General features: G+C 53.3%; 20 protein-coding genes and 1 tRNA gene. 16 read left to right on the top strand and 5 right to left on the bottom strand.

The annotated features are described in order from the left end of the window. Positions 1-111: 111 nt before the first annotated feature. On the bottom strand, positions 112-969 hold the full coding sequence (locus tag O2597_RS12835; RefSeq protein WP_269525455.1) for a hypothetical protein: 858 nt from the start codon (positions 967-969) through the stop codon (positions 112-114). Positions 970-1,181: 212 nt separating this feature from the next. Between O2597_RS12835 and O2597_RS12830 the strand changes: the two genes are divergently transcribed. The 7 genes from O2597_RS12830 (at position 1,182) to O2597_RS12800 (ending at position 11,352) form a co-directional block, all read left to right on the top strand. Further along, positions 1,182-2,219, top strand: a complete 1,038-nt coding sequence (locus O2597_RS12830; protein WP_269525453.1) for a LacI family DNA-binding transcriptional regulator — start codon at positions 1,182-1,184, stop codon at positions 2,217-2,219. Positions 2,220-2,407: 188 nt separating this feature from the next. Next, on the top strand, positions 2,408-3,862 hold the full coding sequence (locus O2597_RS12825) for a sulfatase (protein WP_269525451.1): 1,455 nt from the start codon (positions 2,408-2,410) through the stop codon (positions 3,860-3,862). Further along, positions 3,862-5,994, top strand: a complete 2,133-nt coding sequence (locus O2597_RS12820; protein WP_269525449.1) for a heparinase II/III family protein — start codon at positions 3,862-3,864, stop codon at positions 5,992-5,994. Before O2597_RS12825 ends, O2597_RS12820 begins: the two co-directional genes overlap by 1 nt. Before the next feature lie 22 nt (positions 5,995-6,016). Then, complete coding sequence (locus tag O2597_RS12815) at positions 6,017-6,697, top strand: type II secretion system protein (protein ID WP_269525448.1); 681 nt, start codon at positions 6,017-6,019, stop codon at positions 6,695-6,697. A gap of 95 nt (positions 6,698-6,792) precedes the next feature. Then, a complete protein-coding gene (locus tag O2597_RS12810; RefSeq protein ID WP_332108367.1) occupies positions 6,793-8,628 on the top strand; it encodes a sodium:solute symporter family transporter in 1,836 nt (611 codons plus the stop codon). Between the two features lie 34 nt (positions 8,629-8,662). Continuing rightward, a complete protein-coding gene (locus O2597_RS12805; protein ID WP_269525446.1) occupies positions 8,663-9,505 on the top strand; it encodes a sialate O-acetylesterase in 843 nt (280 codons plus the stop codon). A gap of 89 nt (positions 9,506-9,594) precedes the next feature. Beyond that, positions 9,595-11,352 carry an LYR motif-containing protein gene (locus O2597_RS12800; protein WP_269525444.1) on the top strand — a complete coding sequence of 586 codons (1,758 nt, stop codon included), beginning with the start codon at positions 9,595-9,597 and terminating at the stop codon, positions 11,350-11,352. 9 nt (positions 11,353-11,361) lie between these two features. Here O2597_RS12800 and O2597_RS12795 read toward each other — a convergent pair whose 3' ends face one another. Both O2597_RS12795 and O2597_RS12790 read right to left on the bottom strand, forming a co-directional pair. Then, positions 11,362-11,679: a hypothetical protein gene (locus O2597_RS12795; protein ID WP_269525442.1), complete on the bottom strand. Its 318-nt coding sequence runs from the start codon at positions 11,677-11,679 to the stop codon at positions 11,362-11,364. Positions 11,680-11,880: 201 nt separating this feature from the next. Further along, positions 11,881-11,957 (bottom strand) — tRNA-Val (locus tag O2597_RS12790). A gap of 124 nt (positions 11,958-12,081) precedes the next feature. Here O2597_RS12790 and O2597_RS12785 point away from each other — a divergent pair. The 3 genes from O2597_RS12785 (at position 12,082) to ispF (ending at position 13,881) form a co-directional block, all read left to right on the top strand. Further along, positions 12,082-12,885 (top strand): fumarylacetoacetate hydrolase family protein, encoded by an 804-nt coding sequence (locus O2597_RS12785; protein ID WP_269525439.1) that lies wholly within the window; start codon positions 12,082-12,084, stop codon positions 12,883-12,885. A gap of 111 nt (positions 12,886-12,996) precedes the next feature. Further along, positions 12,997-13,401 (top strand): nucleoside-diphosphate kinase, encoded by a 405-nt coding sequence (gene ndk / locus O2597_RS12780; protein WP_269525437.1) that lies wholly within the window; start codon positions 12,997-12,999, stop codon positions 13,399-13,401. Next, positions 13,402-13,881, top strand: coding sequence for a 2-C-methyl-D-erythritol 2,4-cyclodiphosphate synthase (ispF, locus tag O2597_RS12775; RefSeq protein ID WP_269525435.1), 480 nt, complete (start codon positions 13,402-13,404; stop codon positions 13,879-13,881). Positions 13,882-13,972: 91 nt separating this feature from the next. Here the strand turns inward: ispF and O2597_RS12770 are convergent, their stop codons facing one another. After that, a complete protein-coding gene (locus O2597_RS12770) occupies positions 13,973-14,365 on the bottom strand; it encodes a VOC family protein (protein WP_269525433.1) in 393 nt (130 codons plus the stop codon). A gap of 229 nt (positions 14,366-14,594) precedes the next feature. After that, positions 14,595-15,236: a transcriptional repressor LexA gene (gene lexA / locus O2597_RS12765; RefSeq protein WP_269525431.1), complete on the bottom strand. Its 642-nt coding sequence runs from the start codon at positions 15,234-15,236 to the stop codon at positions 14,595-14,597. A 254-nt stretch (positions 15,237-15,490) separates the two neighbouring features. Here lexA and O2597_RS12760 point away from each other — a divergent pair, with 254 nt between their 5' ends. The 6 genes from O2597_RS12760 (at position 15,491) to O2597_RS12735 (ending at position 22,661) form a co-directional block, all read left to right on the top strand. Next, complete coding sequence (locus O2597_RS12760; RefSeq protein ID WP_269525429.1) at positions 15,491-17,317, top strand: ABC transporter substrate-binding protein; 1,827 nt, start codon at positions 15,491-15,493, stop codon at positions 17,315-17,317. A gap of 70 nt (positions 17,318-17,387) precedes the next feature. Continuing rightward, positions 17,388-19,688, top strand: coding sequence for an ABC transporter permease subunit (locus tag O2597_RS12755; protein ID WP_269525427.1), 2,301 nt, complete (start codon positions 17,388-17,390; stop codon positions 19,686-19,688). Between the two features lie 51 nt (positions 19,689-19,739). Then, entirely contained in the window at positions 19,740-20,267 is a 528-nt protein-coding gene (locus O2597_RS12750) for a hypothetical protein (protein WP_269525425.1), read from the top strand. A 28-nt stretch (positions 20,268-20,295) separates the two neighbouring features. After that, positions 20,296-21,141, top strand: a complete 846-nt coding sequence (locus tag O2597_RS12745) for an ABC transporter ATP-binding protein (RefSeq protein ID WP_269525423.1) — start codon at positions 20,296-20,298, stop codon at positions 21,139-21,141. A gap of 33 nt (positions 21,142-21,174) precedes the next feature. Continuing rightward, positions 21,175-22,200: an adenosine deaminase gene (gene add, locus O2597_RS12740; RefSeq protein WP_269525421.1), complete on the top strand. Its 1,026-nt coding sequence runs from the start codon at positions 21,175-21,177 to the stop codon at positions 22,198-22,200. Between the two features lie 74 nt (positions 22,201-22,274). Beyond that, entirely contained in the window at positions 22,275-22,661 is a 387-nt protein-coding gene (locus O2597_RS12735) for a GxxExxY protein (RefSeq protein WP_269525419.1), read from the top strand. Positions 22,662-22,673: the final 12 nt, after the last annotated feature.

Here is a 22,673-nt window from a genome sequence, read left to right as displayed (position 1 = left end):
TGGAATAAATTTGTATGATCCGGCAGCGTCTGGACCGTTTCCAAATGCTGCCTGTATCTGAGGTAAAGGATCGACGAACTCGTCGATGCGACCTCTTTACCTTTTAGATCCTCAGGACTTTCTGATGCGCTTCATGCACAAACCAATTAGCAAAACGAACGAGCTGAACACTGCGGAATATTGAGCAGGCTCCGGAACTGCGGTATAAGTTTCGAGGTTGTCCATTATGAAACCAGTGCTGGCTGCTGACGTATAGGTGTTCAGGCATAAACGACCAAGGGCGACTGTATCTGTGACGAAGGAAATTGCGGAGTCGACTCTGACTCCGTCGAGATACAGGTCATATGTATTTGACGATAGAAGGGTGTCGCCGCTGTTATCCAGTGCCGCGTATGAGAAATTCGTATCACCTCCGTTTGCAACAATTTCTAGCGTGTGCGAAGCGGTAGGATTGACGAGGGATGTGCTGCCGCCGCTCCAACTCAGACTGCCGTCATACCGGAGGTTGATCGCGAGTGCTTGATTTGAGGTGCTACCCAAGGCTGTGGTGTCTGCAGAAGTTAATACAATGACTCCGTAAGAGCTCGTGTTTCCTGCATCCACCGTCGCAAAGCTAAAATCGAAGCTGACATAGGCCACGTCATAATTCTGGCTGCTGTCGCCAAAATTGATTGCCGCGCGTGATACTGAAGTAGCTGAGTTATCGAAAAAGTAGAGCCCATTGCCGCTGCCTGCTGAATTTGTCGGGAGGGTGACGCCGGATTCAGTGGCGGTGCCACCTGTTTGGTTTGTGATTAATTCATTCGCGGCCGAACTGGCGTTGTTGCCTAGTTTATACCAATTGCCACCAGGTTGTTCACCAAAGGTATAGCTTTCGAAGTCGTCGGAAGCCAAGGGAGACCATTGTGCCTGAGCCAGATTGGCTAAGGTAAGGGAAGACAGTGCGAGTAGGAATATTTTTTGATGCATAACTAGAATTGGACTATTTCGGGGGTTATTGGGTTTGAAACGCTTCGATGTAAGCGATGCCTTTGAAAATACCCTTTTGCTGCAGGAGTTGTCCATGGCTCCAGTATTTCATACATATGAAATATGCTTGCTTGGAGATGTTTCATTCTCACTGTAGCGGATGTCTGTTCTTTCAGTCGCCCCATTTTGAGCGGCTGAAAGAGTGAGCTTTGATGGTTACTCAAAAGGATATCGCCCGGGAAACGGGTTTAGACCAATCAACGGTAAGCCTCGCATTGAGAGAGGACCCGCGGGTGAATGCTCAAACGCGTCAACAGGTGTTGGAAGTTGCGCGCAGACTCGGTTACCGTAAGGATCCAATGCTGACGGCATTGTCTTCATATCGGAGTGATATCCAGCGTAAGTCTTATCATGGAAATCTGGCTTGGTTGAATGATCCCAAGGTCTATGAACTCGATCACTATGATAATTCAGTATATTACCATTACCGTAGAGGGGCTCAGGAGCGTGCACTCGAGCATGGATATAAGCTCGAGATCGTAGAGGTCGATATGGATGCGCCCAACCAGCGGCGACTCTCTGACATATTATATCATCGTGGTATCGAAGGTATTATACTGCCGCCGCTTCGAGTTGTGGGGCCTGCCTTGAAACTGAATTGGCAGCATTTTGTTGCTGTAACATTCGGGTGGACGGTGATTGAACCACGTTTTCATTCGGTGAGTCCGAATCATGTATACAACAGTACAGAGCTTGTCCGTAACTTGCGGTCTCGTGGATACGAGCGGATTGCTGCAGTGCTTTTCATGCCTCCGCAGCATCTTGGCCAACGACATTTCCACCTCTGGGCGCATGGTGTCGAGGTGAGTGTTTTGCAGCAAGGTGCACAGGATCCTATACCGACGCTTCGCTTGACGTCTACGAATGCTGATCAGGCTGCAGTTCTGCAGGAGTGGTATCGGCAATACCGTCCTGATGCGGTTGCTGTCATGCTGGAGTGCTCTGAATTTGTCGAAGAAAGTTTGAATCAGATCAAAATTCTGTGTCCGCGTGATATCGGAATCGCCAATTTTGTTTGTATGGATAGCGATCAACATTTCTCAGGAATTCGTGAAAACTCCTACGATATAGGAATGGCCGCAGTGGATGTCTTGGTTGGTGCGATCCGGCGTCGTGAATTTGGCGTGCCTGCAATTCGGCGGATGCTGCAGATCGAGGGGCAGTGGACGGATGGAGAAACCATTGCTTGATTCACCACATTGGTTTTTCCGCTTTATTTTGTTGGGGAGCTGTCGCGTGGGATTTCGGCATTCTTGATGCGGATTCATAAGTATGAAATATGAGCTTGATTGATGCTTGGGCTACATCGCGGCTAAATTGCAATTCGGATTGATCGACATCGATCCATACCGCTTCCTAAATTTAGTTTTTCAACCCCATGCCTCTGCAAAACTCTGTATCCTTAATTGTGGGACTGCTCTTCCTGATCAGTCCACTGCATTCAAAAAATGTTATTTTCGTTCTGATTGATGACCTCAGCCCTCGCTTGGGTTCTTATGGCGGTCCAGTCATATCACCCCACTTGGACAAATTGGCGGATCAAGGTGTCCTTTTCCAACATGCTTATGCCCAAGCGACCATTTGCACTCCTTCGCGGGCAAGTATCATGACAGGGATGAGACCGGATGCCGTCGGCACCCGTGACAATAATTACCGCAGATCCCGGTTTAGGAACTATCAACCTGATGTTCAGACTTTACCCCAGTATCTGCAGCAATTCGGCTACACTTCAATCGGATTGGGAAAAACCTATGGTCCGCCGGATCCGAATTCCTGGTCGCGAAAAGATTTGGGCGAAGCGTCGGGTGATGAGCAATATGCTTTGCCGGAAAACCAAGCACTCTTTCAATCGAATATAAAGGCCGGGAAACGGGGCTGGTTTAATATGGGGCCTCTCTTTGAAGCTGCGGATGTGGCCGATGACGCCTATCCTGATGGACGTGTGACGGAACGTGCGATCGAGATTATACATGAATTGAAAGATCAACCCTTCTTTCTCTACGTCGGCTACCAGCGTCCGCATCGTCCCTTTACCGCGCCAAAGAAATACTTCGATCTCTATAAAGACATCCAGCTTTCCTTCCCGGAGCCGAGTGGCATCCCTGAAGATGCTCCCGAGGTTGCACTGAAGACGCACCATACCTCAGCGCCCAAGCCTGGAGATAAACGCTATGAGCGTGATTATGCCCAACTGCTCGGACACTACGCTGCTGCCAGCTATGTCGATAGTCTTGTTGGGCAGATTCTTGATACTTTAGTCGAACTCGAACTCGAAGAGGAGACACTAGTCATCTTTACCGCCGATCACGGTTTTCATGTGAGTGAGAACGGACAATGGGATAAATCCTGTCTTTTTGAGACAACCTGCTCGGTGCCCTTGATTCTTCGGGTGCCGGGCGATAAGGCTCAACCATTGAAGGTTTCGCAAACTGTGGAGCTGCTTGATATTTATCCGACGGTATTGGATTTTCTGGATTTACCTGCTCCTCCCCAGCTTGCTGGCAAAAGCCTACTGCCTCTCATGTCGGGAGTTCAGCCTTCCGAAGACGGTTACGCCTACACGGAAGTCCTACGCAATGACGGCGGTAAGAATGCAGCCATGAATTGGGATGGTAGTCTTGAAGGACGTAGTATCCGCAGCGGCGACTATCGTCTCAATCGTTGGTGGGATACGCGGACGAATGAAGTGATCGCTCTTGAACTTTACGATTACTCGCTGGATCAGCCGGAAATCAAAAACTTAGCGAATGTCCCTGCTTACGCGGACATTCAGGCGAAACTCATTTCCCAGTTGAATGCCAAGTGGCCACTGACTCAAAACACCGGAAAATAATGTATTCCAAACCTGGCATGAACAAATACACGGTATCCGCGTTCCTGGCACTACTCATGGTGCTTTTTGTGGGAGCTTGCCAGAGGCAGAGCTCGAATCAAACAGAGAGTTCAGTTCCACCTGCTAAGACGCGTGAAGGGCTCGATCTTGCACCTTCTGCCGATGAGTCCATTGAGTTTATCGCCGCGTTGACTCCGGAGCCTGCCTTGGGAGATGAAACGCCGGTGAAGCCCGATAGCAGTCACCGTGAATTACCTCCGCCGCCGTTGCCAACACGCGAACGGATCGATGAACTGGCGGCGATCGTAACCGCTCAGCCGGTCGGCGTCGGAGTGCCTGCCGGAAATCGTGAAGTGTGGGACCGGCTTGCAGCCCAGCCGCAAGCCGGGGGGCTGATCAAGAATGCGGAGCAAGCCCTGCTTGAGCCAATCGTGCCAATCACTCTTGAATTATGGCAATTGTATGCGACGAATGGTGATCGTAAGGTCTATCAGGATACGGTCTGTTCCCGCTATAATCGTCTGCGTGATTTGGCGATCGGCGAAGCGATTGAATACAAAGGACGATTCATTCCAGCGATTGAAGAAACGCTCACTGAGATACTGGAGCAGGGGGCGTGGAGTGTTCCTGCTCACGGCAAAGATATCGCAATCTTTAACGGGGAGCGCACCGTGGTCGATCTGGCCGCGGCCCAACTCTCATGGACCTTGGCGACAGTGGACTACTGGCTTGCAGAATCTCTATCTCCTGATTTGCGCACTCAGCTAAAAAGTGAAATTGAACGCCGCGTGTTAGAGCCGTATATCACAGCGATTCGCTCCGGGCATCCCATTTGGTGGATGATAAGGCCTAACAACTGGACTGCTGTCTGCACTGGTGCGATCACCGGCGCGGCTTTAACTTTGGAAGAGGACCCGACGCGTCGGGCTGAGTTTGTCGCTGATGCCGAGCAACTGCTCGCGCGGTATATCGATAGCTTCTCCGATGAGGGAATCAGCGAAGAGGGAATCGGCTACTGGTCTTTTGGCTTCTCGCATTTTCTCTATGCCAGTGAAGCAATCCGGCGAACAAGCAATGGGGCGGTGGACTTGATGGATAACGCGAAAGTGTTTCGTATTAGTCAGTCACCTGTCAGTCTGGAAGTCGCGGATGGGATCTACGGTGCCTTTGGCGATCAGGCGATCTATGATAAACCGCAGAAGCAGATCTGCACCTTTGCCGCGCGACGATATGGGCTGAACACCGATGATTCGCAGCGTTTTGATCAGGTGGGCAAGGGGGCATCGCATCCGCTCTCGCCTCAACTATACTCTTGGATCATCCGGACTTTTGGTGGGGATGCCCCTCTCGTGAGTGGCTTTGAAGTCGATGCGAATCTTCTGGATGAAATGGATTACCGTAGCTGGTTTTCGGAAAGCCAGTTATACATTTGCCGCCCTGGGCCTGGAGAAAAGGACGCAATGAGCGTTGCGATTCGGGCAGGCAATAACGGCGAGTCACACAATCATAATGATATTGGCAGTTATACTGTGGTTTACAAAGGTATCCCGGTCTTAGTTGACCCGGGCATGGAGCGCTATACCTCGAAGTCATTCAGCGCAGGTCGATATGAAGCGAGCTTGAACAATTCCTATGGCCATCCGGTTCCGCTTGTTGCCAACCGTATGCAAAAGGTGGGTGTCGAAGGGCATGGTGAAGTTCTAGATGCGGAGGCTACGAATGTGGCCGATACTGTCTTGGTCGACTTGACTCGTGCATACCGTTCTCCGGAGCTTGAGAAGCTGACTCGTTCGCTGCATTACCTGAGACCGGACGGAGCGAATGCCGGTTCCATCTCCTTGGCTGATCACGTTGAGTTTAATCAAGCGGAGACCTTCTCGACCGCTCTTATTACCCGTGGAACATTCAAGGTTATCAATGCGACTACTTTGCGTGTTACCGACCGGGGTGTATCGCTTTATGTGAAGATCGATACCGGTGGAAAACCATTCGCGCTATCTGAGGATGTCGTGACAGGATTTGCGAAACCGAACCGGCCACTTGCTCAACGCTTGGGTATTGTTTTGCTGGAGCCGGTCAAAAATGCAGTCATCGATATTACTATTAGCCCCACACTTAGCGGAATTAACTGAACCCTGAGGAAATTTGTCTACCATGCTACATTCAAAACAGGAAATTTTCAATAAGGGGCGTGATCAGTCCGCGTTTACTCTGATCGAACTACTTATGGTTATTGCAGTTGTTGCCGTTTTGGCAGCAATTACGTCTTCCGTGATCGGGCGTGTTGGCAAAAGTTCCCAGAAAGCTGTTGCGCTGGCGGGGTTACGATCAGTCGGGGCTGCGATTCAACTCTATGCGAATGATCATGATGGGTATTTGCCTGGACCCTTATGGTCTACGACTACGGCTCTATATGGTCCGGATGACCGAACACTTGGGTATCATCTTGCATCCTATCTGGAACTTCCAGATCCGGTCTCAGGGAAATACGAGTTTCCACAAGTCAGTTGCCCGTTATTCGAGGAAATACGTCCAGTGCCTAATTCTCCTGCCTACTTTATGCAACAGACAGTTAAGGTCCCTGCAGGGAAGCGCAATCCTTGGGGGTATCAGTCCTTAAGCCAGACAAAGGATGAGGCGGTTCTTCCTCAGAAAATCACTAATGTTCTACAGGGCGATAATACAGTCACCTGGGCTATGTGTGCAGCTGATGCACTTAATGTAGGAAATCCGAATGCTGGCTGGGCGTCTAACCTTCTCCCAGAGCCACTTTTCGGTGATGTCCGATTGCAACTCTACTTCGACTGGCATGTCGAGTTTGTGCCGGTGGAGTGACCCGGCTTTGAAGTGTTTACGTTTTTAACTGAGCTAGAAGCGAGATCGAAGATATCGCTTTATTGCCTAACTTATACAAAATTAGAAGTTATTTCATGGCTATCGAATATGTCACCTTGGCAATCTACCTCGGTCTACTCCTCGTGTTGGGCGGGATGTTTGCCAAGTTTAACAAGAACTTAAGCGACTTTGCCCGAGGCGGTGCGCAGGGGACTTGGTGGCTCGTTGGCAGCAGTATACTGATGTCGTCGATCAGTGCATTCACCTTCACCGGGAATGCCTCAGCTGCTTATGAAAGTGGCCCCTCTCTGTTGGTGATCTATTTGGCCAATATATTGGGATTTGCCATGGGCGCCTTCTTCCTTGGGCCCTGGCTTCGTCAGACACGTGCAGTTACCACTGTGGATGTCGTTCGAGCCCGATACGGAACCTCGGTAGAACAGTTGTCCGCCTACACGGGGTTGATCCTCGGCCCCATCAGCGCAGCGATCCAGCTCTATGCCTTATCCCTCTTTGCCAGCACGACGCTCGAACTTCCCTTGGTTCCGGTTATGATCGTGATTGGCATTATCGTTACCTTCTATTCCACCACGGGTGGAAAATGGGCTGTCATGGCCACCGACTTCATTCAAGCGACCGTGGTGTTCACGATCACACTTCTAGTCTGTTATCTATCGCTCAAGGCAATTGGTGGCTTCGGCGAGTTTTTCTCCTATTTCAAGGATCCTCGATTTGCTTCGGACTATCAATTTATCAACGCGCCAGGTGATTTCGATAACGGACGTTTTACGCTAAAATGGGCGATCATTGTTTTTCTGATGCAGCTCAACGGCCAAATCAGCCTCACGATTGCGGGGCGTTATATTTCCACACGCGATGGTAAAGAAGCTTCCCGTGCCGGTTGGCTGGGCTTTGTTTTAATGTGTATCGGTAGCGCGGTTTGGTTCATCCCGCCGATGATCGCGCGTTTCTTGTATGAAGGGGAGCTTGTTGCTTCGGGCGTAGAGAAAGCCGCTGAAAGCTCATATGCATTCATTGCGATGAAGTTGTTGCCAAATGGTATGGTCGGCATGCTGATTGCAGCCATGTTCGCTGCAACGATGAGCAGTATGGACACCGGCTTGAATAACCAAGTTGGTGTCTTGGCTCGCAATATTATCCCGCGGCTAAGGAGTCTCTTTGGGCGCCGAGAACCTCTCGATTCGAAGGTTGAGCTACGTATCTGTCAGATCGCTACAGTCTGTCTGGGGATCATCATTGCTTGCTACGCCTACCTGATCGCCAACCAGGAAAAAGTCGCACTCTTCGACTCTTATCTGATTATCGCCTCGATTATCGGCATACCCATGGGCTTTCCCATGCTCGTGGGCTTATGGGTTAAGAAATTGCCCAAATGGTCCTACTTCCCGGTCTTTGGAGCCTGTCTGGTTCCGTCGGTTTGGTCTTTTATTGATGGCAAACTGAACGGTTCCCAATGGACGATCCAGGAGCGGGCAATGTGGATTTTTATTTTTGGAGCGATTGCCACCGTGATCTGCCGCATGTTGGCTTTTAAGACACCGCTGAAGCAGCAGGAGGAAATCAAGGCATTCTACACGACGATGAAAACACCGGTGGATTTCGACAAGGAAATCGGAAGATCTCCTGTGGACTACGAACAGTATTTCGTGCTCGCGAAAGCGGCTTTTGTTACCGGAACCCTCGTCCTGCTGATCCTATTGGTTCCAAATGAATGGTCTGGGCGACTTTATATTTCTGGAGTCGCTGCGAGTATACTTTCGATTGGCTTGCTTCTGGTTTGGGGAGGCAAACGAGTGAAGGCGAGACACCAGATGCCAACTGCGAATGAAGACCTGAGCACACTCCCTTCGTCCACCACAGTTTCTGGCGATTGTCCAACGAGCCAGATACCCGAAAAGGTCAGACTCTAGTCGGGGCTCTTCGATTCAAAAATTCCACAAGATCATGATACAGACAAAGGATTTTCAGCGTTATGCCCGAAGTGTCATTGCGGCCATTGTCAGTTGCTCTCTCTTCAGTTCAGCGATCGCCCTTGCTCAGGACAAAGAGTTTCAAATCCCGGATAAAGATCATTTCCATTTATACTTATTGGCGGGCCAGTCGAATATGGCAGGACGTGGGGAAGTGGATGTGCAAAGTAAGATTCCGTATCCGCGTGTGTTGATGCTGGATCAAAGTGGGAAATGGGTTCCCGCCAGAGACCCCGTTCATTACGATAAGCCTGCGGCCGGTGTTGGTCCGGGACGAACGTTTGCGGCGGCCCTCACCGAACTCGATGATTCGATTGTGATCGGTCTGATTCCGGCGGCGTGCGGTGGCTCCTCGATCACGACATGGGTGCCCGGAGGCTATCATGATCAAACTCATAGCCATCCCTACGATGACGCCATCGCCCGCACGCGACGAGCGATGGAGGACGGCACTTTAAAAGCTATCCTATGGCACCAGGGAGAATCCGACAGTAAGTCCCCTAATTCCGAGCAGTATAAGGAAAGGCTCATCACTCTCATTCAGCGCTTCCGGGAAGAGTTTCAGGATCCCGGTTTGCCTTTCGTTATCGGACAACTGGGGCAGTTCCCCGGACGCCACTGGAACTCAAACCGGCGCGCAGTGGATCAAGCTCAGCGTGAGGTCGCCGAAGAGTTATACCATGTCGGTTTTGTTTCCAGCGACGGCCTAAGTTGCTTGCCCGATAAAACACACTTTAACACCGAATCACAACGGGAATTCGGGCGACGTTATGCGGCAGTTTACATGCAGCTGATCCATGCCGTAGAGGAGAACTGATCATTTCTCTTCATTACGCCAGCCGAACACCATCATGATCACAACTCCTTGTCTGTCGTCGCTTAGGCACGAGCGAGAGGCATTCCACTATGATCTATAATATTATGCACCGGGCCGCACAGGGCTCGAAATACTCGATTTTTCTAGAGCAGCAGCGAACTGTTCACGAACTGGGGATTAAGACCACTGTCTTCGTTCACTACAAGGACCTATTCAATGAAACGCTGCTGGAATCAATCACCCGTGATGCCCGCGAGTTTGGCGATGAAGTCGGCCTGGCTCTGCACGACATGTCGGGCCCGGGGATGGAAGGATTGGTTGGCGATCTCCCCGCGATCTGGCTTTTTGATAAAGCTAAGAAACGTGAGATCATTCAGAAAATACTGGCTAAATATATTGAGGTTTTCGGCAGCGCGCCGACATCGGTAGCCAGCTACCACTTTGACAGTTCCGCTTTGAGGATCCTCAAAGAACTCTGCCCTCAATGTGAGACCGTTGTGGGCGGTTGCTTCGAAGAGGGGGTAAGAGTCTTCCACGGCTGCAATCATAGCTGGTATCTATTCAATGAAGGAATGCCATGGGGGCCTTGGTATCCCAGTAAAACCCATAGCCTTCGTCCCGCTGTGGATGAAGCGGATAGCGCAGGTGTTGTCGCCGTTCCGCATCTTGTTCGCGATATGAGTTTATCCTATGAAGGCCGCAATGACTTTTGGGCGAGCCACCCGCCAAATGTCGTTCGTGGGATGGGGAACGATGCTTCTTTCAACCCCTACGACCTCAACCTGATCGACCAATACCGCTTGCAGGAGGAATACAATGGTCGCCAATCTTATTTGAATACGTTTGTCGGTGTTAATTGGCTGACCTGGAATCATAACAGTGAATATCCGCCCGAGGTTTGTTGGGAGCTTTATCGAAAAATGCTTCGTTATCTGGTGGAACTACGTGAACAAGGTGAGGCTGAAGATATGTATTTAAGCGAATATGGACGATGGTTTCGCAAGAACCGCCAATACGGTGAGGTGGAGGTATACCACGCCAAGGAGATGCTGTATGGTTCTGGCAAACACTACTTCTGGTATCTGGATGGAGAGCAGCGTCTTCTAATCGATCCGGCTCAAGGTGGCTCGATCGGAGATATTCGCAGCTATGTAGGTCGCTACTCGGCAGAAACAGGACCGGACACCCCCAACCGTGAAATTGGAACCTATCCTTATATCATACAATCACAGCACCGAACCGGTTTTGCCCATCACCACGAAGATGGAGCCCGAACAAGCTGCTTCATTGAATTTGGAGAGGAAAGTGTCGATCTGGCGAGTATCCGCACCAAGGTTGCCTCGGTCGAAAAAACAGACCACGTTACGACACTCAAACTCACTCCAGCTGAATTTCGTTTTCCCAGCGGACTCACTGGCAAACTTATTACCAGCTACACTCTGCAGCATAATGCCGCGAGTACGCGAATCACCCGAACCATTGAGAACCTGTCCAGTGCGGAAGCAACACTCACCATCACCGAGCACTTCAAGGGAGCACCTGGTAAAACTGAATATGCCGACGATCTCAGGGATATCATTTTAACTGCGAATGGTCCCGCTGCCACCAAGATCCATTATGACTATGCAGGCGTGCCGACTCAAGTGAATGGAGCCACCCAGGTCTCTGCCTCTATTCCTCAGGTCAATACCGAAGTCAGTCTGAACTCAGCCGACGATTCCGTTATTGGCGGTGTACTCAAGTGCGGCAATTTGTTCAGCCCCTATTTCACTCTTCAGCTCAAACATAAGCTTGTCGGAAACGGCTGCGTGAGAAGTACGCTGAAGCTCAATAAGATTGAATCCTAAAACACTGATTTAGACATGGAAGAAGCGTTTACCAATATCTCGATCATGCGATGCCCTGTTTGTTTTTCGAGGGATATTGATGTTCTCATGCAGCAGGCGAATGGACAGCACTATTGCATCAAATGCAGTTTTAAGGGATCTGAATCCGAAGTTCGTAGCATGTATAAGGATATCCAGAAGAAGTTTCACTGGAATACTAAGCGATTCACCCTTGAAGCGCAGAAACAGCTCTAAGGACTTTCCGCGTGGGGTCCGGCTCCTCTTCGATACGCCGGGACAGGCTTCGTTGCTTCGCTGCGCTTCAGACGAAGGAGTGGCGTATGTCATCGATCATCCTTTGGTGTGAACGGAAATAGCAGTGGAGCAAACACCCGCTCTGTTGGCCCGAAGAGCCTATGGCTTCAGAAATTTTAACAACTACAGACTCAGAGCCATCGCTCTGTGCGGTTGAACTACGACAAAACTAATAATCAAAATATGCCTTGTCCCCAATCTTTGGTGTAGACCCGCTGCGCTTCAGACGAAGCCTGGTGGGAGCTGCGGGAGTCGAACCCACGACCTCTACCATGTCAAGGTAGCGCTCTAACCAACTGAGCTAAGCCCCCGTTCCAGATGGGAAGGCGGAAATAAAGGAAGCTGTTTTGGGGAGCGCAAGCAAAAATTGCGCTTCTTTTTCGGGGATTTTCGAATCGGATTGCGGTTCCGGGGCTTTTGCCCTCACTCGGTGGCATGGAAATCGTGCGCGTGGAATTGGCAGATGGTTCGATCTGCTATGGGGTTGAGGTCGTCAACCGGGTTTATCGTCTGGGGGGAGACCTCTATGGTGATTACTTCCAGACCGAGGAACTGCTCAATCCGGTGCGGCGTCTGGCTCCGGTGGAACCCGTTGCGATCTACTGTATTGGCCTCAATTACCGGGAGCATGCCGAGGAAATGGGCTCGGCGTTGCCGGAGTATCCTGTGGTCTTTATGAAGGGGCCTGCTTCGGTTCAGGACCCTCAGGGGCCGATCCTGCTTCCCCGCCACCTGCATAGCGACCAGGTGGATTATGAAGGCGAACTCGCCGTGGTCATCGGGAAACGCTGTAAAAACGTCTCCAAGGAGGAGGCGCTCGACTATGTTCTGGGCTATACCTGCGCGAACGACGTCAGTGCCCGTGACTGGCAGAAACAACATGGAGGGGGGCAATGGATCAAAGGGAAGGGCTTCGATACTTTCTGCCCGCTGGGGCCGGTTCTGGTCACTGCAGACCAGATTCCGGATCCGCAGATTTTGCCCCTTCGCACCATTGTCAACGGCAAGATCCGTCAGGAGTCCTGGACTGGCGACATGATCTTCCCGGTTGCGGAGTTGATCGCCTTCCTCAGCGGCAGTACAACTTTGTTGCCTGGAACCGTCATCCTTACCGGGACGCCCCCCGGAGTCGGGGCTGCGGCAAAACCGCCTTATTGCCTCAAGCCGGGAGACGAGGTGCGTGTTGAGATTACGGGAATCGGCGTGCTGGACAACCCCGTGGAGGCAGAGTGCAGTTGATTCCGGGCCAGCGTCGGCTGGTGGGACTCCAGCGAACCGGCAGGCAACACCCTTTATTCTTGTCATAACGGGGATGCTCAGGCATTCGAATCGTTCCGCTATTACAGGCTTATGGAAGAAACATTGATTATTTTGAAACCCGATTGTATGGAAAAGGGCGTCGCCGGTGAGGTGATTTCGCGCTTTGAAAAGGCTGGCTTTGATATCGTTGCCGCCAAGGTCATGCAGTTGGATGGTCCGATTCTTCGCGAGCATTATGCCCACGTGGCCGACAAGCCCTTCTTCCCGGATATCGAGGCTTTTATGAGCAGCCGTCCGGTCATGCCGATGATTCTTCGCGGCGAGAATGTGATTGCCAAGGTGCGTGAGTTGCTCGGACCGACTAATTCAAAGGAAGCCGCAGCGGGCACGATCCGTGGCGACCTCGGCACCGACATGATGCGCAATGTGGTCCACGCCTCCGACGGGCCGGAAACCGCCGCCGCGGAAAAGAAACGCTTCTTCCCTGAGCTCTAAATGAAGGTCAAGACCGGTCTCGGGCTGGATAGTCACCGATTCGTCGAAGACGGAACGGAAAAGCCTTTGGTCTTGGGCGGACTGGTTTTTGACGATGCGCCGGGGCTGTCCGGTAATAGTGATGCCGATGTCATCCTGCATGCGGTGACGGATGCGATTTCCGGAGTCACCGGGCGCACGGTCATTGGTGCGGTTGCCGATGCGATGTGCCGGTCGGGAATTACCGACAGCAAGGTTTACTTGAAGGAGGCCTTGAAGGATTTGGGGGATTGGGAACTGAGCCATCTATCCATCGCCTTGGAGTGCAAGCGGCCCAAGATCGATCCCAAGGTGTCGGCGTTGCGTGAGTCGATTGCGGGCTTGCTGGGGCTGACGGTGGACGATGTGTGCATTACCGCAACGACCGGCGAGCGCCTGAATGATGTCGGGCGTGGATTGGGGATTCATTGCACAGCGATTGTGACGGCAGTGAAAGAGTAGCGGGTGTGGTTGGCTCGAACGGAGTCCGGGCATCTTGCCCGGATACAGTTGTTCTAGGGCGGGACGCCCTAGCTCCGTTGGTTCATCCGCCTTAATACGAGTGTTCCAGAATCTCGACTTCGTAGCCGTCGGGATCGGTGATGAAGGCCATCTTGTTGCCGTCGACAAATTTCTCGCGCCAGTTCTCGGGCCAGAGGTCGATCTTCAGGTCGAGGCCTTCCAGCATGTCGCAGTATTCGATGATGTCGTCGACCCGGATGCAGGTATGCACCAGGTCTTCGGGGAACTTGACTTCGTAGTCCGGCGAATAGGTCAGTTCCAACTTGTGACTGCTTCCCGGAATCTGAAGGTGAGCCAACTGGTTGCCGCTGGGGGACTTGTCGGTGCGCTTGAGCACTTCGAAGCCGCAGGTCTTGCAGTACCAGTCGATGGACTTTTCGAGATTGGAGACGCGGATACGGGTGTGGTCGAAGGTGATGGGCATGGGGAAATTGCTAGCGGCTTTCCTTTGGAATGCAAAACTTTCAGGGCAATTTTCGATGCGGGATGCGGGACCACCCCGCCTTCCGCTTTGCGGAATCTACCCCTCCTGAGTCAGGAGGGGAATTTATTTTTTAATCCTTCCTGTGATTAAGGAGGGTGCATCCGCTTGCCGGGGTCGAAGGGTGAACCCGAACCTCGAATCATGTATCTCGAATCGCGCCTTTAGGCGCTCACAGGCTCCGAACCACCGCCTTGGCCACGCCTTGCACGGTCAGCTCGGTGATCGGATACAATTCGGGGTAGAATTTGTTTTCCGCCTTCAGGTAGGGCGGTTCGCCGGGCTTCTTGATGTAGCGCTTGAGCGTCGTTTCGTGGTCGATGAGCGCCGCCACGATGTCGCCGTCACGTGGCTCGCGTGGCTCGATGATCACCATGTCGCCATCGTAGATTTCCGCGTCGACCATGCTCTCCCCGCGTACCTGAAGTGCAAAACTGGTGCGGCGGTTGCCGAAACCGGCGGTGCGGATGTCGACCTGCAGGCGACCGATCTCGCCGGCCGGTTCCACCCGGTCAGGGTAGCCTGCGGCAATGGCACCATAAACCGGGACGTCCACGACTTCGGTCGCGTCGTCCGGAATGTCGGGCAGGTCGCTCTCTTCCGGTCGGTGGATCCGGAAGGTTCGGGCCTGACCGGCGATCCGCTCGATCACGCCTTTCTTCTCCAGAGCTCTGAGATGCCCCATGACGGCGTTGGTGCTGGCGAAATTGAACTTTTCCTGGATCTCACGAATGCTGGGCCAGTAGCCGTTGCGCCATTCGTGGTGCTCGATGAATTCGAGGATTTCCTTCTGCCGCTGGGTCAGGTCTTTCATAGTGCGCACTTGTTTAGGTGAACAAGTGTCCATTGTCAAGCCGCAGTTCCGCGCGTTTGAGCGGGGTGGAAGGTGAAGGTGAGGGTGGAGAGTGTTTTGGGCATGCATACTGGACGAACCACCCCGTCTTCCGCCTTGCGGAATCCACCCCTCCTGCCCAGGAGGGGAACTTTAACGGGGCTACCTGCTAAATCACTGGAAATCATCAAAAAGCGTTGAACCTGTGCAGCCCTGCGCTTTCGTAGGAGCGATTGATGACCATGTCGACTGCCGAGCGCTCCCGATTTTTCTGGCGATGTATCGCCGCAGTTTTGTTGGCTTTTCTGTCGGGCTGCGGGGAACCGCCCAAAATCGAACGGGGTGCCTTTCAGGTTCCGGAGGATGCGATGGTGGCGGATTGCGAGCCGGGTGAGTACGGTGGCATTTTCGTGCTCAACGAGACGACGCAGCCGACGACCTTCAACCCGCAGGTGCCCAATAACGTCAGCACGAGCCTGATACTATCGCGTATTCTCAGCAGTCTGGTGGACTATGATCCGCGTACGGAGCAGTTTGTGCCGGGCCTGGCGAAGTCCTGGGAGGTGAGTGAAGACAAGCTCAGCTACACCTTCAATCTGCGCCGCGGTATACGCTGGAGTGACGGCGAGCCGTTCACTGCCGACGACGTCGTCTTCACCTTTGATTGCATCCTTTCCGAGGTGGTGGATCCGGAGACGGGGGAGGCGCGGCCGAAGTACCCCTCACGCTACTACGAGCAATACATCATCAACGGTGAGAAGATTCGTTACGAAAAGATCGACGACTACACGGTGCGTTTCCATGTGCCGACGATCTACGCACCGTTCATCTACGACATCAGTCAACCGATCCTTCCCAGGCACAAGCTCTATCAGTCGTTCGAAGATGGCAGTTTCACCAAGCAATGGTCGACCCAGGTCGCGATCGAATCGCCGGTGGAAATCGTGGGCACGGGTCCGTTCATGATCCGGTCCTACAAGCCGGGGGAGCGCCTGGTCATGACGCCCAATCCGCATTATTGGCGGGTGGACCGTGAGGGGCAGCGGCTTCCTTATCTCGACTATCTGGTCTTGAAGTTTGTCGCCGAGTCGAACACCGCGATCGCGCATTTTGCCACCGGCAAGAGTGATGCGTCCGGTATTGGTGCGGATGATTTGATCTGGGTGCGAAAGGCCGCCGATACCTATGATTTCAAGATCTTTGACCGCGGGCCTTCGGCCAGCGTGAATTTTTTCTGGTTCAACCAGCACCGTGGAAAGAACGAGGAAGGCACTGCCTATGTGCCGGCTCATAAGTTACGCTGGTTCACGGACAAGCGCTTCCGTCAGGCGGTGCAGTATGGGCTGAACCGCAAAGGCATGATCGACGCCTTGCTCTTCGGCAAGGGGGAGCCCCTGACTTCCATCATTCCGCCCGCCCAGGGCAAGTGGCACAATCCGGATTTGCCGCGTTACGACTATAATCCGGACAAGGCGCGCGAGTTGTTGCGGGAGGCGGGCTTTAGTTGGCGCGAGGATGGCCGCCTGATCGATAGCGAAGGCGTGCCGGTGGCCTTTACGCTGCTTCTGGTGGAGAGTGCCTCCTACGACAAGATCGGGGTGACCTTTGTGGAGAACATGAAGGATCTGGGAATGGATGTGAAAATCGAGCGCTCGGATTTTGCCACCCTGCTGCGTCGTACGGATGACACCTTTAACTATGACATTACCATTCTGGGCTGGGGGTCGAGCAGCGCGGCCTATGACCCTTCTGGGAGCAAGGCGCTCTATCTGAGCAGCGGTGTCTATCACCAATGGTATCCCGAGCAGCCGGAACCGGCGACCGAATGGGAAGCCCGGATTGACGAATTGATCGGCTTACAGGAGCGGACTCTGGACATGGATCAGCGTGTCGCTTACATGCATGAGGTGCAGGCCATCCTGGCAGATGAATTGCCGCTCCTCTACGGGTTCAGTCCGATCACTTACGCAGGAATTAAAAAGAAGTGGCGCAACGTCTATGTGCCCAGCGCTGGTACCATGTTATGGAATATCGACGAGATCTGGACGGAAGACCCGGAGTGAAAAGCAATGACGAGGTTGCCAAGCTGCCGGCTTGCTGCCAATGAAACATAACCAGATCTCAAATTCATAGATGTTTGCCTTTATTGTCCGCCGACTCCTTTCGCTTATACCGCTCTTGCTGGCGGTGAGTTTGCTGGTCTCTCTGCTCATGTACCTGTCTCCGGGCGACTTCCTGACGCAGGCCCGGGCCGCCAAGGATATTTCTCCTGAGATCATCCGGCAGCAGGAGCAGCAGCTGGGGTTGGTCGACGAGGCGGGCGACCCGACGCCCTGGTTTGTCCGCTACGGACACTGGTTGGCCAATGTCTCGCCCGTCAAGTACGGCCCCTGGGTGGGGCAGGACGACAAGGGCCTGCATCTCGGTGCCCCTTACTTCGGGGAGTCCTGGACCTATAAGGTCGAGGTGCTCACTCTGCTCAAGCAACGGGTGCCGGCAACCTTTCTGCTCTCCCTAAGCTCCATCCTCTTTGCCTGGTGCGTAGCGATCCCGCTCGGGGTCTTGGCCGCTATCTACAAAGACTCGATCTTCGACAGACTCGCTGCCTTTCTGGCCTATGCCGCGCTTTCGATCCCCGAGTTCTTCCTTGCGATTCTGGCTGTGTACTTTGCTTCGGTTACCGGTATTTTTCCGGAAGGGGGACGGTCCTCGGTGGAAAGCGAGTTTTATCCGGCTGCACTGAAGCTGGCCGATTATGCCTACCACCTCATTCTTCCGACCATCGTTTTGGGGATCGGTAGCGTGGCCGGAATGATGCGGATCATGCGGGCGAATTTCATCGATTACATGCAGGCGGAGTTTGCCACCACCGCGCGGGCGAAGGGGCTGAGGGAGCGGGTTGTGATGTTCAAGCATGTACTTCGCAATGCGATCAATCCGCTGATTACTTCATTCGGCTATGCTTTCGCCAGCTTGCTGTCCGGTGCGCTCCTGGTCGAGAATGTGATGAACTACCCTGGCTTGGGGCAGTTGATCTATGACGCACTCATCCGTGAAGACCAGTATGTGGTCATGGCGGGCGTGGTCGTGGGCGTCGTTATGCTGGTGCTGGGGAATTTGCTGGCCGACCTGCTGCTGGCTTGGAGCGATCCGCGCATCCGTTTGGAGGGAGGCGGCGCCCGTGCCTCAAAGGCGGGCAAGTCCTGGCTCCTTTGGGTGATCGTACTGGGGGTGATTCTTTTTGAGATTCTACTGGAGTCGTTCGCCCCGGGCCTGCTGCAAAGCATCTGGGTGGTGCTGAAGTATCTCGGACTTCTGCTCGTGGCCCTGTTGGCGGTCGCCTGTGTGACCCTGGTCGGCTATGTGGTCTTCAATTTGTTTAAGAATTTGATCGGGCAGATCCTGCGCCGGCCTTTGGGTGCGTCCGCGCTGGCGGTTCTCGTGCTGCTCTATGGCGCGGCATTGTTCGCCCCGTTTTTCGCGCCTTATCCGATCACCAAACAAAACCTGTCGTACGCCTTTCACCCACCGAGCACTTATACATGGAAGGACGGGCGCTTGCAGGTGGAACTCTACGAGAAGCAAGAGCTTGGCTCGCCGGTCTATGTACCGTCCGGAGAGACGGTGCCATTACGCTTTTTCGCCAAGTGTGAGCCATACAAGTTTCTGGGATTCATCCCCATGGAGCGGAAGTTCTTACAGTTGGAAAGCGATGATCCAGATGCACGGGTCTATCTGCTCGGTTCCGATGATACCGGTCGTGATATTTTCAGCCGCTTGCTTTACGGCTCGCGCATCTCGCTCTCGATCGGATTTATTGGTATCTCGATCACCATGATCATTGGATTCCTCGTGGGCTCTCTTGCCGGTTATTTTGGCGGTACGGTGGACTTCGTCGCCATGCGTGTGGTGGAATTGCTCATGTCGATCCCAGGCTTGTACTTGTTGCTGGCCTTGCGTTCTGCCCTCATCAGCCCGGATATGTCGCCGGCTCAGGTTTACACGATCATCGTGGTGATTCTATCCGTGATTGGGTGGGCCGGAGCGGCGCGCATCATCCGGGGCATGACGGCATCGATCCGGAATCGTACCTTTGTCACGGCGGCGGAAAGTATGGGGCAGTCCGCCCCGAAGATACTGATCAAGCACATCCTTCCAAACCTTGCGAGTTATCTGCTCGTGGCGGCGACGCTTTCCATTCCCGGGTACATCCTCGCGGAAGCCGCTCTCAGCTTTTTGGGGCTCGGTATTTCCGAGCCGTCCACCTCATGGGGACTCATGCTCAAGCAGTCGCAGGGCAACATGATCGTGTTCTTCATGAACTTCTGGTGGATGCTGACCCCCGGCTTCGCCATTTTCATCACGGTGATCGCCTTCAATGTCTTGGGAGATGTGCTCCGTGATATCGTCGACCCGAAAATGCAGACGCGGTGATTTGAACCGTTTATGGACGTGAATCTTTGCAGGCGTATTTTTGAACCACAGATGAACGCGGATGGATACGGATTATTGTTTTGTGGGATGATGACCCTTTGTTCCTGGCTGACTGGATTGTCCGCCGAGACTGTTCGTGGGGTTCCGGATGCGCGAGCTTGGGATGCGCCGAAGCAGTTTCTCTTGGATTTTGACTCGGAGTTTTCGGAACGAATTACAGTCGAGCCGGTTGACGGAGTCATTCCAGTCGTGAATGGCAAGGTCACGTCGCCGAATCAGCTGATGGCTTATGCTTTTCTGTCCGAACCGTCTTCCAGTGAGGACCGGATCTGCGTTCTTCCCGACCAGGGGCTTCCTTTTATCATTCGGATCACCGACCGCTATCCGAACTTCTCGACTCAAGTGGCATGGATCAACGAGGAACTGATTTATCTCCGTGTGTGGTGGGGGCGTGCTGTTGGCAGCGATTTGATCTTCAACGTATCTCAGAAGAAGTTTGTCTATCGGGCGATGGTGCACGATGGTCAGAATCTTTACTGGCAAACGCAGCAGGCCCTTCACCCGGCAGAAAAAAATTAACGTCCATTCACGGTTTAAACATAGTATCATGTCCGATCTACTTGCAGTTTCCGACCTACGTATCGCCTTCCACTCGAAGGGAGCCGCCAATGAGGTCGTCAAGGGAATCAGTTTTTCGGTCGACTCGGGTGGTAAGACCGTCGCGATCTTGGGGGAAAGCGGTAGCGGCAAGAGCGTGACCTGTCTTTCCCTCACGCGTTTGTTGCCGGCGCCGCCCACTTGCACGGTCAGTGGCAAGATCCTGTTCAACGGCAGGGATGTGCTGGCCATGAAAAAGGAGGAACTCCGCTCCATTCGAGGTGGCGGTATTGCCTATATTTTCCAGGAGCCTTCGGCTTCCTTGAATCCTGTATTTACTGTGGGACACCAGATTGCCGAAGCGGTCAAATTACACCGTCCGGACATCAAGGATGTGAAAGCGCGGGTCGTGGAACTGCTGGAGCTGGTCGGGATCCGTGACGCGGCCAAGCGCTACAAGGCCTACCCGCACGAAATGAGCGGTGGCATGCAGCAGCGCGTCATGATTGCCATGGCGCTGGCCTGCGAACCGAAGCTGCTGGTGGCCGATGAACCGACGACCGCACTCGACGTGACCATTCAGGCGCAGATCATGGACCTGCTGCGCGAGCTGCGTGAAAAGCTTGGCATGAGTATCGTCCTGATCACCCACAATTTCGGCATCGTCAAAGGTTTCGCCGACGAGGTCATCGTCATGTTCCGCGGCGATATTGTGGAGCAGGGACCGGTCGACTCGGTACTCGAAAACCCGCAGCACCCCTATACCAAGGCTCTGATCGCCTGCATTCCCAAGCTCGGCGTGAAGCAGCACCGTCTCACTACGATCGAGAAGGAAATGGCGGCCGTGCAGGAATAGCCCGGATGGCATGCTTCGTGCGAGGGTATGGGCATGTCCCAAGACCTACACGAGCTAATTGATAAACTGCCCAAGACGGAACTCCACCTTCATATTGAGGGCGGCGCGATGTATCCTGAATTTGCGCTCGAACTGGCAGAGAAAAACAAGGTGCCGCTGCCTTTCGAGGATTTGGATTCGGCCCGCGAGTTCTACAAGTTTGAGAGCCTCGACCACTTCATCCATATCCTCCGTACAACGGTGGCGACGCTCTGCGATGCGGAAGACTACTGCCGGGCGGTTTCGATTATCGGTGAACGCGCGGCCCGACAGAACATTCATTACCACGAACTGATGGTCTCCCCGGGGCTACGTCCTGATGTCCCGCTGCAGGAAGTGTTTGCGGGGATGGCTGCGGGCCGTGAACTCAATCGCAAACGGTTCGGTGTCGAGACCCGCTTTGTGCTGGATATCGATCGAACCAAACCGGCGGATTTTGGACTGAACCTGGTGGAGACGGGAGCGGCCTGGTGTGAGCGGGCCGGGATCATTGCGGTCGGTTTGGATTGTCAGGAAAATGGCTTTCCGCCGGCTTTGCACAAGGCTGCCTATGCGCGCGCCGCGGAGCTCGGTTTCCGGCGCGCGGGCCATGCCGGCGAGGATGGTCCGGCCGCCTACATGTGGGAAGGCATCCGCGAATGCGGCTTTGAACGGATCGACCACGGGGTGCGTGCGGTGGAAGACCCTGCCTTGGTCCGCTATCTGGCGGAGCATCGAATTCCGCTGACGGTTTGCCCCTTGAGCAATTTGCAGCTCCGGGTCTTTCCCGAGATGCCGGCACACACGATCGAGACCTTGAGGCAAGCCGGTGTGCTCGTGACGATCAATTCGGATGATCCGCCGATGTTCGACTGCGACATGGTTGACGATTTCAAAGCCGTGGTGGATTGCTTCAAGCTCGATGCCGCTGCCGTGGTGGAGCTGGCGCGGAATGGCTTCGAAGCCAGCTTCATGGAACCCGCTGAAAAGGCGACTGCACTTCGGGAGTTCGACCTCGCAGCAACTGAATTGCTGGGATAGGCTAATGTTTCTCACACAAAGGCACGAAGGCACAAAGCTTGAACTAACGTAATGAGGCGAGTAATAAAGCTTGGATGAATGAAAATGAAATAAGCCGTATTGTTGTTGATTGTGCTCTTTATATACATCGAGAATTAGGGCCCGGTTTACTTGAATCTGTTTACGAAGCTGTGTTGGCCCGGCAACTTTCGAAGCGGGGACTGAATGTGAAACGACAGGTCTCTGTGCCGATCGAATTCGATGGTGAGATCTATGAGGAAGGGTTTCGAGCAGACTTGATTGTTAACGACAAGTTGATCCTCGAGTTAAAGTCAGTGGAGAGCGTGACAGCCGCTCACAAGAAGCAGCTACTCACGTATCTGCGTCTGTCGGACATTAAACTTGGGTTGCTCCTCAATTTTGGAGATGAACTCATGAAGTACGGCATCAGCCGCATCATTAACGGTCGTCTCGAGGCATAAGCTTTGTGCCTT

Origin of the sequence: Coraliomargarita parva, from assembly GCF_027257905.1 — a bacterium.
Lineage (GTDB): Bacteria > Verrucomicrobiota > Verrucomicrobiia > Opitutales > Coraliomargaritaceae > Coraliomargarita_A > Coraliomargarita_A parva.
The sequence above is the reverse complement of the archived record's forward strand: the minus strand, read 5'-3'. Positions and strand labels throughout refer to the sequence as shown.